Origin of the sequence: Belliella aquatica (genome assembly GCF_014637795.1) — a bacterium.
Lineage (GTDB): Bacteria > Bacteroidota > Bacteroidia > Cytophagales > Cyclobacteriaceae > Belliella > Belliella aquatica.
The window spans coordinates 186565-199731 of sequence record NZ_BMFD01000005.1; the positions used below are offsets into that span (position 1 = coordinate 186565).

10 protein-coding genes are annotated in these 13167 nt (G+C 37.8%); 1 reads left to right on the forward strand and 9 read right to left on the reverse strand.

Annotated elements, in window-relative coordinates:
• Nucleotides 1–84: 84 nt before the first annotated feature.
• The 3 genes from IEV57_RS09220 to IEV57_RS09230 form a co-directional block, all read right to left on the reverse strand.
• On the reverse strand, nt 85–1245 hold the full coding sequence (locus tag IEV57_RS09220; protein ID WP_188441964.1) for a DUF4221 family protein: 1161 nt from the start codon (nt 1243–1245) through the stop codon (nt 85–87).
• An 833-nt stretch (nt 1246–2078) separates the two neighbouring features.
• Nucleotides 2079–2732: a Crp/Fnr family transcriptional regulator gene (locus tag IEV57_RS09225; protein WP_188441966.1), complete on the reverse strand. Its 654-nt coding sequence runs from the start codon at nt 2730–2732 to the stop codon at nt 2079–2081.
• Nucleotides 2733–3072: 340 nt separating this feature from the next.
• On the reverse strand, nt 3073–3831 hold the full coding sequence (locus tag IEV57_RS09230) for an SDR family NAD(P)-dependent oxidoreductase (RefSeq protein ID WP_188441968.1): 759 nt from the start codon (nt 3829–3831) through the stop codon (nt 3073–3075).
• A 147-nt stretch (nt 3832–3978) separates the two neighbouring features.
• Here IEV57_RS09230 and IEV57_RS09235 point away from each other — a divergent pair, with 147 nt between their 5' ends.
• The gene (locus IEV57_RS09235; protein ID WP_188441970.1) at nt 3979–4806 is read left to right on the forward strand and encodes a universal stress protein; all 828 of its coding nucleotides are present in this window, start codon (nt 3979–3981) and stop codon (nt 4804–4806) included.
• 262 nt (nt 4807–5068) lie between these two features.
• On the opposite strand, the gene IEV57_RS09240 is transcribed toward IEV57_RS09235, so the two are convergent.
• The 6 genes from IEV57_RS09240 to IEV57_RS09265 form a co-directional block, all read right to left on the reverse strand.
• Entirely contained in the window at nt 5069–6730 is a 1662-nt protein-coding gene (locus IEV57_RS09240) for a Na/Pi cotransporter family protein (protein ID WP_188441972.1), read from the reverse strand.
• Nucleotides 6731–6883: 153 nt separating this feature from the next.
• The gene (locus tag IEV57_RS09245) at nt 6884–7438 is read right to left on the reverse strand and encodes a PepSY domain-containing protein (protein WP_188441973.1); all 555 of its coding nucleotides are present in this window, start codon (nt 7436–7438) and stop codon (nt 6884–6886) included.
• Nucleotides 7439–7520: 82 nt separating this feature from the next.
• Complete coding sequence (locus IEV57_RS09250; RefSeq protein WP_188441975.1) at nt 7521–8369, reverse strand: hydroxymethylglutaryl-CoA lyase; 849 nt, start codon at nt 8367–8369, stop codon at nt 7521–7523.
• A gap of 99 nt (nt 8370–8468) precedes the next feature.
• On the reverse strand, nt 8469–9422 hold the full coding sequence (gene metF, locus IEV57_RS09255; RefSeq protein WP_188441977.1) for a methylenetetrahydrofolate reductase [NAD(P)H]: 954 nt from the start codon (nt 9420–9422) through the stop codon (nt 8469–8471).
• Between the two features lie 2 nt (nt 9423–9424).
• Complete coding sequence (metH, locus tag IEV57_RS09260; RefSeq protein ID WP_188441979.1) at nt 9425–12121, reverse strand: methionine synthase; 2697 nt, start codon at nt 12119–12121, stop codon at nt 9425–9427.
• A complete protein-coding gene (locus tag IEV57_RS09265) occupies nt 12114–13157 on the reverse strand; it encodes a homocysteine S-methyltransferase family protein (RefSeq protein WP_188441982.1) in 1044 nt (347 codons plus the stop codon). The genes metH and IEV57_RS09265 overlap by 8 nt, the downstream gene beginning before the upstream one ends.
• Between the last annotated feature and the right edge of the window lie 10 nt (nt 13158–13167).

Sequence of the window (13167 nt, forward strand, 5' to 3'; positions counted from 1 at the left end):
GGTACTTTAGGGTGGTAGTGAGACTTTTTGTCTATAGGTTTATCTAAGTTTGATAATATATGCGAGAAAACTTACATAGTCGTGTTAGTCAATGTGAGAATACTTAAATGTCTCAAAGAACAAATAGTTTTCATCTTCTTTGTACAAATCTTTCCTGAAAATATTTATACCTTCTTCGGTAATGAAAATATTTACACAATCATAAATTTTTCCATCAAACTTAAACTCTCCTAATCGATTAAGTTCATTATCTGAGATAATTATAGAAAAATCAGGAATTTTGTTTCCCTCTTGTACTTGAAATAATGAAGGTCTAATGTAGGCTATCCTGACAACATATTGTTTAAAAGAATCTATTAGCAATCCCGCAAAGTCTGAAGTTGATAATGAATAATCACCTTCTTCCACATATCTTTTTTTCTCGTAGTATTTCATATCTAAGTTAAGAGGAGGTATTTCATTGAAATATTTACTTCCCATTTGAATAACATTAAAATCTTGAAAATTCTCCAAATTATAGATATGAAGGTTAAAATCTACTGGATAATTGATAATTAATTTATCGTTTATTATCCCAATAGCGGGATCATATTTAAATCGACTTGCCCAGTACGCATTGCTATAGATCTCAGGGTATAGTGTTTTAAAGGAAACTTTAGAACTTTGAATATCGACTTGCACTGTTGAGGGATAATCATTATAATTTTTTAACCTACCATTAGTTCCAGCAGCTAAGTATACTTTACCATTCGCATATTGGATTGGTCTAAGAGTACTCGGAAATGGCACTGGCAAATTATTAGGATCTTTGTAATCTGAAATGGGAATTTTCTTTAGCAATTGCGCATTGCTATTTAATAAGAACAAATACCCCAAATTCATATTGTAAATAATAATTGAGTCACTATTTATTATTGCATGAGAAGATACTTCGCCTAAAAAACTAATTCCATTCGGACCTTCCTCTTCAAAATGGAGTTTATCAATCAATTCTTCGTTTTTATAATTAAATATGTAAAGTTCATTGTAAATTGAATTTAAAAAACTCAATTCTCCATTTTTATAAAAGGTAGAATTTATAAAGCTTGAAAGTCTTCCGTCAGTGGGAAATTTTTTTATTCCTATTGACTCAAATTGGATTTTATCTAATAAGCTAGAATCATCAACCTTATTTTCAAAATCTTTTGAACAAGAACAAACTAACAAGATTAAAAATGATAAAAATGTATAAAGTAGATTTTTCATGGAAATTACAAAGCAATTAAAATAAGGACATTCTCTGTCCTTATTAATGTTGATCGAGTTTCAATAATTTACATTAATTAAACTGGAAGAATGCAATCAATACAAATTGTTTTATTGCAACCAGGACCATCAAGGTTCATTTTTATACACATATCACCGTTTCCAGATGATAATAATATACAAGTACCTACATTTTGGGAAGCATCAGAGGAAACTGTGCATTCAAAGGTACTTCCACTTGAAGTAAACGAAAGCCCAAAAGCTAAAAACACACCTAAAATTAATTTTTTGTTAACATTTTTTTTTAGTTGATTTGAAATAAGATTTAAATGACTCTAAAAGTATGACTACTAATAAAGGTACTTTAAAGAAAGAAAGAAAGAAAGAAGCAAATTTTTAGTTTAAAATATTTTAAAGAACTTTAAGTGTTTTTTTAAGATAAAAACAGGTTATTTACATATATAAACTGTTTATAATATTATTATGTTTGTCTATACTCAATAATCTTAGTTAAAAAAATTTGGATGGGTTTTTAAATACCTGAAAATTAGAATTGAGATATTTTGACCTTTATAGCAATTTTATCTTTCGTCCCATGGGACTTTAGGGTGGTAGCGAGACTTTTTGTCGGTAGGTTGAAACCTACCGTTAATAGATCGCTCGTACCTCTCGGACTTTTTGGAGCTATGTTAGGATTAAGTCATCCTTTGCGGCTCTCCGCGATCCTCAGCGGCTTGAAAAAATGCAGAGGACATGATACGATTCAAATGTATTCCTATTTGTAATTCTTTCTTTGCGTCTCTTTGCACCTCTGATCCCTTTGCGAGAAACCTTTATCCAACCAACTCCTCAAAATCATCCCTAATATAAATCACATTCCTGCCCAACTCTATCCATTTTTTCTTTTCCAATTGCTTCAGCAATCTAGAGATCACTTCCCGGGAAGTTCCCAGTTCGTTGGCGATTTCTTGATGGGTGGTGTGTAACTCATTGGATTTGTACTGCTTCATCTTGGTCACAATGTAGCGCATCAATCGCTCATCCATTCGCTTGAATGCTACTGCATCTAATGCGATAAGCAATTCTTGAAATCTATTCTGATAGGTGCTCGCTACAAAATCTTTCCATTGCTTATATTTATCTGTCCACTGTTCATGCAGTTGGATTGGAATCCCTAAAATAACAGTATTTTCCTCCGCAACTGCCTTGATTTCGGATGGTTTGGAAGTAGTACAGCAAGTGAGCGATAAAGCACATGTTTCTCCTGGCTCCAAATAATAAAGAAAAAGCTCCCTGCCATCTTCATCCATTCGCATAATCTTAATCGCACCTTCTAAAACGATGGGCACCATTTTGACAAACTGACCTGGCTCGGTGATCACTTTACCGTAATCAAATTTGTGAACATTCCCCAGATTGATCATTGCTGAAAGGAGATTCGGGTCAGTTATATTTGGTAATATCTGCTTTAGATATGTTAATTCCATCTTTACTTATTTTATATGATGATTATCCAAAATAGCACCGTCGAGAAAATTTCTCTTATACTGATAGGGATAATCGTTATTTACGTCAGGGCGCACAAGGGCTATTAGTAGATTTTTATCAGTACATCAATTGATTTAAACACGTCATTTTGTTTGCCTACTGATAAGAAAACGGATATGCATCATGCTTTTTACTAAATCAATGGGCCATTTGTCTATTCAATGATTAACAATTAAATAAACAACTAAAGATAAATCAATTTAGTGATAAATGTCACAAAAGAAAAAGGGTTGGATAAAATACCCAACCCTTTGTTAAAATAGTAAACCAACCACACACTCAAGTCGTGAAGCCTCCGTCGATCACATAAGTCGCACCAGTGACAAATTTACTTTGATCAGAGGCAAGAAATGTGACCAAGTCAGCTATATCTTGATTGACTGCGTATCTTCCAAGTGGAATCATCTGCTCGAAACCTTTTTTGACTTCCGCACCTGCTCCAGGGGCAAAACCTTCCTCGAGAGAGCGCATCATCCTGTTGTCTACAGGGGAAGGATGAACAGAATTCACTCTTATTTTTAAAGGCGCACCTTCTAGCGCAGCCACTTTCATTGCTCCAATAGTGGCATGCTTACTTGTCGTATAAGCCATCATTTGGGCTGTACCTCGTAGACCAGCAACAGAGGAAGTAATAATTACCGATCCCCCATTTTTCATCAACGGGAATGCATATTTCATTCCAAGCCACACACCTTTTACATTAACTGCGAGAACTTTGTCAAACACTTCTTCAGGATAATCGGTAAGTGGTTTTACTACTCCTTCTATTCCTGCATTGAGAAAGAGAATATCTATTTTTCCCATCATCTCAATTGCCTTTTTGGTATAAGCCGCTACTTGATCGGCTTTACTTACATCAGCAGCATAGGTGTAAACCAACTCAGATTTTAAAGTTTTTTGAGCTTCCTTCAAGTCTTCCTCACGAAGATCTACCAAGAATACACCTGCCGCTCCCAAATCTAAGAATGTCTTGGCTGTAGCCAATCCAATTCCTCCACTCCCACCGGTGATAATTGCTGTTTTTCCTTTTAAAGTCATGATCTTGTTATTTTGCTGTAATTCAAAGATACAAAATCAAATATTGATTTAAACAGAATATAATCAGCTCTTTAGCTGACTTATGTCATGATTTAAAAAAGAGAAATTAGCGAATTTTGAGGTGTTGAAACAAAAATAACCCTAGCCATGAAAAGAATCATCGTTCCAATAGACTTCTCGAGTTACTCTGAGAATGCTTTCCTCAGCGCTATGAAGATTGCTTCAAAAGGCAATAGCAGCATCACCTGTGTCAATGTGGTCGCTTCTACACTAAATTGGTCCAAGCTTACAGATAAAGAAAAGATGAAAAATCAAGATATTCTAGATCTAGAAGCTGAGAGTAAGGATAAACTTAAGGCTTTTATTCTCGACCACAAATCCCCTGGTGTTCCAGTTGAAGGTGTAGTAGAGGTAGGTATTCCCAATGATGAAATCATTCATCTCGCTGAAAAACAAGCAGCTGACCTGATTGTCATTGGTGCATATGGTAAAGGACATATTGAAGGAAAATTTATTGGGTCTACTCTCCAAAAAGTGATGAGAAACGCACAATGTCCTGTCTTAGCTGTCAAAAAGCTACTCAATGGAAATGATTTGCGGAAAATGGCTTTTGCCTCACTTTTTAACGAAGAGTCAAAACCTGCTTTTACCAGAATGAAGCCATTGATCAAGCAGCTAAGATGCGCAGTACACTTTCTTTTTGTAAATACTCCTGAGAAATTTAGTACTTCTATGGAATCTGAGCACAAAATGCAAAAATATGCCATCGGACAGGAAGAGTTAATTATACATAAACATATATATAATCATCATGAAGCAGAAAATGGCATCGTAGAATTCGCTACTAGAAACAACATCGGCTTCATCGCCATGGCTTCCAATAAAAGAAAATCTGCCAACACCTATATGATAGGCGCAACCGAAACAGTACTGTTCAAGTCAGACATTCCTGTATTGAGTGTGAAATTTGAATAAAAAAATTGCAAAACCACCCTTTTTAACCTAAAGCAGGAGCTCAAAAGCTTCTGCTTTTTTTGATAACCCAATGATACCTGTGATTGAGCACACGATCAAAGATTTCTATTGCACTATATTTCTATCTCATTTCTTCAATATTTCCATCATATTTCTACAATATATCAACAGTATTACTGCTTTATTTCTATCGTATTTTTCTCCTATTTCTACATTATTTCATATGTATTTCCAATTCCCCACCAAGTAATATAACATCATACTAATTCTCCCTAACTTTCTGATCGATCACCACTTTCTCCATAAACCTCCAATGGATTAGTGAGCTACCTAAGTTATCTAAGCTAGAAACTACTTGTTTGATCACATTGGTAAGCGTAGAAATAGCCACTTCAGGTTGTCGTTTGCGCACTTTTTGATATAATTCAGCAATCGTATTCTGATATACCTCATCATGTTGACCGATCCAATCTGGCCTCACTAAGTCTTCTTGATGATCAATAAAAGCCTTCATTTTATTCAATTGTTCGAAGGTGAAGGACCTTAAAAATTCGAGCAATTCCTGAACTTGATTATCTTCTGACTCTTGCATCTCTTTGATATTGTGCATGACGTCTTTGATATCCTTGGCAGCATAGACCATCGTCCTCAAAGCAAGCATCAAAGAGGTAGCTTTTTGTGCAGAAGTTTGATCCAAATTAACCACTTGAAGCGTGATATGATAAGCAGTCAGTTCATCTTCCAATTGTTTGATTCTTTTGTACTGAAAAAGCAAATCGTACGGCTGCTGTACCAACTTTCTCCAAATCGAAATATCTCTTTTATTACCTAGCGCATCTCCTTCCCAAATCTTAAAAATAAAGTCCGCTGTGAGCTCAAAAGCCAAATGAATATCTTTTTCTAAAGCAGCGACTGCGGCCTCAGGAACATCTGGCTTTACTTTTCCAATATATGTAGCAATACCTGTTTGTTGCTCTTCACCAAACCTATGTTTTAGCCAGCCTTCAAGTTTATTGATAAAAGGATAAAAAACCACGATACCAATTAGATTAATTAAGGTATTTAATAAAACCAACTCCATTAATGGGTCATGTATGGAAAAAACAGTCATAGTCAGATCAATCAGAGGCCTGATAAATGCAAAAACCAACAGGCCAGTAATCATATTGAAAAGAAAGTGAGCAAGTGCCAGACGTTTTTTGTCTGCCGGTCCATTTAATGATCCAATCCCTACAGTCACAGTCGTACCAATATTAGCTCCTATGATTAAGACTGCACCTTCGACCAATCCAATCACTCGCGCACTCATAGCAGAGAGGATAATCACAACCATTGCCGAACTTGACTGAATCAAAGCAGTCACTACTAGCCCAATAACCAAATAAATCCAAAGTCCATATTTATCAAACTGGCTTAAATCAATCTGATCGGCAACTGCTTCAATGGCTGACTTCATAAAATCAAGCCCAAGAAATAAAAGACCAAAACCAACGGTAAACGCTCCTAGATTTTTGAGCATGGGACGGCTAGAGAAAAAGATAAACATCAAACTCCCAATCCCTAAAAAGGGCATGGAAAAAGCTGCTACACTAAACTTAAACCCGAGAGTTGCGACGATCCAAGCGGTGACTGTAGTACCAAGATTGGCTCCTAAAATTACTCCAATGGCATTCTTGAGATTGATTACTCCTGCTCCTAAAAAGGCTAGTACCATCAATGTGACTAAGGAGCTACTTTGTAAAACGGCAGTAATCAAGGCTCCTATCAAAATGCCTTTCCATGCTGTATTTGTGGATTTTTGAAGGAGATTGCGAAAGGATTTACCAGCCAGTTCTTTGATAGATCCCTCAAGCTGATTCATCCCCCACAGGAAAAGTCCGATTCCAGCTAAAAACTTCCAAAAGTCAAATATCTCTTGTTCCATAATCTCGAATGATGCGCCTAACTAAGATAAGGAGAATATGTCCAAAATTAAAAGTTGAGAAAGCAAGCAGATTTTTACTGATCTTTTATTTTATCCGCATCTATCCGCCAAATCTGTATTATCCGCGTTCTATTTTGGTAAAAGCAGGTTAATTTATTTTTGACTTTTCTCCTTTTTGATAGCCTTAGGATTGTACCAAAGAATCAGACCCGTAACACAAAGAAAGATTAAAAAAACTGAGGTTATGGTAGAATAAATGTGTTTAACTCCACCATCTCTGCCGACAATAAAATCTAAAATGCTCCCATCGTGAATTTTCTCAATTAGATCCGAATTGCGTTGACTAACGGAAAGAATGGCGCCAGAATAGCCATCTACTTGAATTTCTGTAAAATGCCTCTTAAAAACTACCTTAGCAATCCCCTTTTCAGGACGAATGTCTACTCTATCGATTTCGCTGCTTTTCCCCACGCTGTCTTTCATATGAAGAATCGCTGAGTCTATGATTTGTTCCACAGGAACCCAATTGGATGCTACCTCCACTCTACTATTTTGCGTTTTAGGAATGAGGCGCATCTCTTTTTTCCAAGCTAGCATGATAGCTGTAACAGAAACTAAAATCAAAAAAATAGCAACAGGAACACCAATCCACTTGTGGATCCTCCTCGATATTCTTGTTTGATTGACTAGTTTAGGGATTTTGGACATAAAGATAACCTTTCTTCAAAGGTACAAGAAGCAGCTTCCTTTTCACAAAACATTCATACCAACGGTGATATTAGATTCTCAATCAAGCGAAAACAACATTAGCCATCTTCATCGCTTCATTGAATTCAGTCATATTGAGGCCTGTTTGCTGACCACATTTTTCCAAAACCTTAATCATTGATTCTGTGGCTACATTTCCCACCAAATCATCCTTTGCCATTGGGCATCCACCATAACCTTTTAGTGCACCATCAAACCTTTGACAGCCCGCTCGCATGGCAGCCTTGATTTTTGACTCTAAATCTTCTGGCCTAGTATGCAAGTGCGCACCAAATTCAATTTTTGGATATGCCTGAATATTTACCTCAAAAAGTTCTGTAATCAATTCCGGACTCGCTGTCCCGACAGTATCGGAAAAAGATATAATCTTCACCCCAAGCTCGTCTAGCTGCTTGACAAATCCCGCTATCAAATCAGGTGAAAAGGGATCGCCGTACGGATTCCCAAAGCCCATACTCAGATATGTTACCAAGACCTTTCCTTTTACTTCTGCAAGGTTCTGTATTTCCTCTACGGTCTGTAGGGCTTCTTTTATGGATTTATTTGTATTGCGTTGTTGGAAAGTTTCAGATACTGAGAGAGGAAAACCTAGATAATCAATTTCTTGAAAATGTAGTGCATCTTCCGCACCACGGGTGTTGGCTACGATTGCAAGTAACTTCGACTTACTGTCAAAAAGGTCTAAAAGGTCAAGGACTTCTGCTGTATCTCGCATTTGAGGAATGGCCTTAGGACTTACAAAACTCCCAAAATCTATGGTATCAAACCCAACTTGAAGCAATTGATTGATATAAGCTGCCTTAATCGCTGTATCGATAAATTGCGGGAGACCTTGCATCGCATCCCTTGGACATTCTATCAGTTTTATCATGCCTTGAAGATAGACCTGCGGACTTGGAGACACAAGTTTTTTGAAGGAAAAAGCAGAGGAAAAAATCCTTTGAGTGCAATTAGTTGCACTCAAAAGTTTCTAAAATACTTCTTTAGCAATTTTATATGTAGCATCAGCCTTACTCATCGTGTAATAATGCAAACAAGGAGTACCTGCCTCAATCAACTCTTTACTTTGTTGAATGGCCCATTCTATGCCAACTTCCTTCACGTCTGCATTGGTTTTGCATTTCTCCAATTCATCCATCAAGGCATCAGGAAGATCAAGGAAAAATGTTCTTGGAAGCATAGAAATTTGTCCTAAAGTAGTAATAGGCTTCAGTCCAGGGATGATCGGTACTGTAATCCCTATTTCTCTTACTTTTTTTACAAATTCGAAATACTTTTCATTGTCAAAAAACATCTGTGTGACGATATATTCTGCTCCAGCATCTACCTTTTCTTTGAGGTGTTTGAGGTCAAATTTTAAACTTGGAGCCTCAAAATGCTTTTCAGGATATCCAGCTACTCCCACACAGAAATCCGTCTGAAAGCCTGTTTCTGTCTCCTCATGCAAGTATCTACCATGATTCATCCCCACAATTTGTGTGACAAGGTCTTTGGTATAAGTATGTCCGTCTGGCTCAGGGACAAATTTATTCTCACTTTTTGGCGCATCTCCTCTGAGTGCCAATACATTTTGGACCCCTATGAAATTCAGGTCAATCAGCGCATTTTCGGTTTCCTCTTTGGTAAAACCTCCGCAAAGTAAATGGGGTACTGCTGCTACTTTAAACCTATTCATGATCGCCGCACAAATCCCAACAGTTCCCGGACGTTTTTTAGTACTCACTTTTTCAAGAAGACCATTTGGATGCTTTTTATAAATAAACTCTTCCCTGTGATAGGTTACATCTACGAATGGTGGATTGAATTCCATCAAGGGTTCGATTCCTTCACAGAGGTCTTTAAGGCTTTGTCCTTTTAATGGAGGAAGAATTTCAAAAGAAAAAAGAGTTTTCTCCGCTGATGATATATATTGGGTAATTTTCATATTTAAGATTCTTGAACATTAAATGATGGGGTATAAGCTAAATTCGGTGAAAGCCATTTCTCTGCCTGTGCTAAGCTTACTCCTTTTCTTCTTGCATAATCTTTGACTTGATCCTCACCTATTTTTCCAAGTCCAAAATACTTGCTTTCTGGATGACCAAAATAAAAACCACTCACTGAAGAAGTCGGATACATGGCATAACTATCTGTGAGCGTAATACCGATATTTTTTTCCACCTCAAGGAGATCAAATAAGGTTCTTTTCTCAGAATGCTCTGGACAAGCTGGATAGCCTGGTGCTGGGCGAATACCTGCATATGATTCTTTGATCAAAGCATCATTATCCAAGCTTTCCTCCTTAGCATATCCCCAAATCTCCTTTCTTACCAATTCATGTAAATACTCGGCACCTGCTTCTGCCAATCGATCTGCCAAAGACTTGAGCATAATATCATTATAATCATCTCCGTTTTCCTGAAACTCCTTCAGTTTTGCTTCTATCCCCCAGCCTGCTGTCACAGCAAAGCCACCGAGATAATCTGTCTTTTGTGGATGAATATAATCGGCCAAGGAACGATTAGGAACTCCTTTGCCTTTTTTGCCTTGTTGTCTCAAACAATGGAAACTATATCCCTGATCTGGCAAAACCAAATCATCCTCAAGGCGCTCAACAGGGAATAAACCAACCACTGCTTTGGCCTGAAGCCATTGCTCTTCAATAATCTTATCCAACATTTCATTGGCTTCCTTGAATAGCCGCTGAGCTTCTTTACCCACAACTTCATCTTGGAGGATCTTAGGATATTTTCCCGAAAGCATCCATGTACTAAAGAAAGGTGTCCAATCGATGTACTTTCTTAAAATACCTAGATCTAAATGCTCCAATGTTATATTTCCGAGTTTTGCAGGCACCACAGGAGTATAATGTTCCCAATCTATAAAAACTGGGTTTGCCTTGGCTTCTTCATAAGTTGCCATTTGCTTCACTTGTTGCTTAGCCTCGTGCTCAATTCTAAGCTGTCTGTAGGTTTCTTTGATTTGCTTGTGATAGCTTTCCTTCGTTTCCTCAGAAATGGATTCTCCAGCAATAGGAACTGACTTCGATGCATCAGTCACATGGATTACTGTACCCGAATAAACAGGATCAATTTTCACTGCTGTGTGAATTCTTGAGGTCGTTGCTCCACCGATAAGCAATGGAATTTGTAAACCTTGCTTTTCCATTTCGGATGCCACATTTACCATTTCATCCAATGATGGTGTAATCAAGCCACTCAGACCGATGATGTCCACCTTATTTCTAATCGCTTCGTCTATGATTTTTTGTGCATCCACCATCACTCCCAAGTCGATAATTTGGTAGCTATTGCAGGCAAGGACAACACCTACTATATTTTTCCCGATATCGTGAACATCTCCTTTTACAGTAGCCAAAAGGATTTTCTTAATGCTGCTTTGTTCTTCGTTGTAATCTAAATCACCTATCTGAGGCATAAATGGCTCCAAGTAAGCTACTGCCTTTTTCATCACTCGAGCAGACTTCACCACCTGAGGAAGGAACATTTTCCCTTCGCCAAAAAGATCACCAACCACATTCATTCCATCCATCAATGGGCCTTCAATCACCTTGAGTGGATTTTTCAACTCAATTCTAGCTGCCTCGGTATCATCTATGATGTGGTCAATGATTCCTTTAACCAAGGCATGTTCGATTCTCTTAGATACAGGCTCGTCTCTCCAGGCCTCGGCAGCTACTTCTTTTTTATCAGAAGCTTTGACGGTCTCGGCAAAATTAAGGAGTGTCTCTGTAGCTTCTTCATTTCTATCAAAAAGCACATCCTCCACTTTTTCAAGAAGGTCTTTCGGGATATCATCATAAATCTCCAACATCGTTGGATTGACGATTCCCATATCCATACCGTGACGAATTGCATGATAAAGAAAAGAAGCATGCATCGCTTCTCTCACAGGATCATTTCCTCTAAAAGAAAAACTCACATTACTTACACCTCCACTGACTTTGGCTCCAGGTAGATTTTGCTTGATCCATTGGGTGGCGTGGAAAAAGTCAATAGCATTTTTTCGATGTTCGTCCATTCCTGTAGCCACAGGAAAAATATTCGGATCAAAAATAATATCCTCAGGATTGAATTTAACTAGGTCGACAAGGACATCATAACTCCGCTTGCAGATATCAATTCTTCTTTGATAAGTGTCTGCTTGTCCATCTTCATCAAATGCCATGACAACCACAGCAGCACCAAACTTTTTGATAGTTTTGGCTTGCTGAATAAATTCCTGTTCCCCATTTTTTAAACTGATAGAGTTAACAATTCCTTTTCCTTGGATACACTTTAGACCAGCCAAGATGATTTCCCAACGGCTGCTATCAATCATAATCGGAATACGACTGATTTCTGGTTCCGAAGCTATTAGATTGAGAAATTTCTGCATAGCAGCTACACCATCAAGCATCCCCTCGTCCATGCAGACATCCAACACCTGTGCACCACCTCTCACTTGATCCAGTGCCACCTCCAAAGCTTCATCGTATTGCCCATTTAAGATCAACCGAGCAAATTTCTTCGACCCTGTGACATTGGTTCTCTCTCCAATATTGACGAAGTTGATTTCAGGAGTAAAAACCAAAGGCTCCAACCCTGAAAGCTTCATCACTCCTCTATTTTTAATCTTAGTCATCTGATTCGTTTACAAATTCTAATTTTCTTGGACTGTATTTAGCAGCAGTTTTAGCTAAAGCTGCAATATGGTCTGGCGTAGTACCGCAGCAACCTCCCAAAATATTTATCAATCCATCCTTGAGAAATTCCTCAACTTGATTTGACATCTCTTCTGAATCCTGATCATACTGACCGAATTCATTGGGCAAACCAGCATTTGGATATGCACTGATATTGAAAGGTGCGTTTTCAGAAAGCACTTTCAGGTAAGGTCTAAGTTCCTTTGCCCCCAAAGCGCAGTTAAGTCCTACGCTGAACAGTGGAATATGAGAAACAGAAATCAAAAATGCTTCTGTGGTCTGTCCAGAAAGTGTTCTGCCTGAAGCATCTGTAATGGTGCCTGAAATCATAACAGGAATACCACCTTCTTGCGGGTCTAGTGGCAAACTTCTTTCTTCAAATACTTCTTGAATGGCATAAATCGCTGCTTTTGCATTGAGTGTATCAAAGATAGTTTCGACCAAAATGATATCTGAACCCCCATCTAATAGACCTTCCACTTGTTGTTTGTAAGCGAGTGCTAGATCGTCAAAAGAAACTGCTCTATATCCAGGATCATTGACATCTGGTGAAATAGAGGCTGTTCTATTTGTAGGTCCAACTGCTCCAGCAACAAATCTAGGTTTGTCTGGAGTTTTTTGAGAATATTCTAAAGCTACTTCTTTGGCAATTTTCGCTGACTCGAAATTGATCTGATAGGCAAGTCGCTCTAATCCATAATCTGCTTGAGCGATTGTGGTTCCACTAAAAGTATTGGTCTCTATGATGTCAGCACCCACTTCCAAATAGGCTGCATGAATTGCTTTGATAATATCAGGTCGGCTCAGAGACAATAAATCATTATTACCTTTGAGCGGCTTGGGATGATTTTTTAGCTCTGTAGTTCTGAAATCTTCCTCAGAAAGCTTGTAACGCTGAATCATGGTTCCCATGGCACCATCAAGGATCAAGATTCGTTTTTTTGATTGGGTGAGAAGTAACTCGGTTCTATTCATATTGCTCAGT

Excerpts from the sequence above, each read along its gene's own strand:
- IEV57_RS09220 (WP_188441964.1), bottom strand. The coding sequence starts at position 1,245 with ATGAAAAATCTACTTTATACATTTTTATCATTTTTAATCTTGTTAGTT.
- IEV57_RS09225 (WP_188441966.1), bottom strand. The coding sequence starts at position 2,732 with ATGGAATTAACATATCTAAAGCAGATATTACCAAATATAACTGACCCG.
- IEV57_RS09230 (WP_188441968.1), bottom strand. The coding sequence starts at position 3,831 with ATGACTTTAAAAGGAAAAACAGCAATTATCACCGGTGGGAGTGGAGGA.
- IEV57_RS09235 (WP_188441970.1), top strand. The coding sequence starts at position 3,979 with ATGAAAAGAATCATCGTTCCAATAGACTTCTCGAGTTACTCTGAGAAT.
- IEV57_RS09240 (WP_188441972.1), bottom strand. The coding sequence starts at position 6,730 with ATGGAACAAGAGATATTTGACTTTTGGAAGTTTTTAGCTGGAATCGGA.
- IEV57_RS09245 (WP_188441973.1), bottom strand. The coding sequence starts at position 7,438 with ATGTCCAAAATCCCTAAACTAGTCAATCAAACAAGAATATCGAGGAGG.
- IEV57_RS09250 (WP_188441975.1), bottom strand. The coding sequence starts at position 8,369 with ATGATAAAACTGATAGAATGTCCAAGGGATGCGATGCAAGGTCTCCCG.
- metF (WP_188441977.1), bottom strand. The coding sequence starts at position 9,422 with ATGAAAATTACCCAATATATATCATCAGCGGAGAAAACTCTTTTTTCT.
- metH (WP_188441979.1), bottom strand. The coding sequence starts at position 12,121 with ATGACTAAGATTAAAAATAGAGGAGTGATGAAGCTTTCAGGGTTGGAG.
- IEV57_RS09265 (WP_188441982.1), bottom strand. The coding sequence starts at position 13,157 with ATGAATAGAACCGAGTTACTTCTCACCCAATCAAAAAAACGAATCTTG.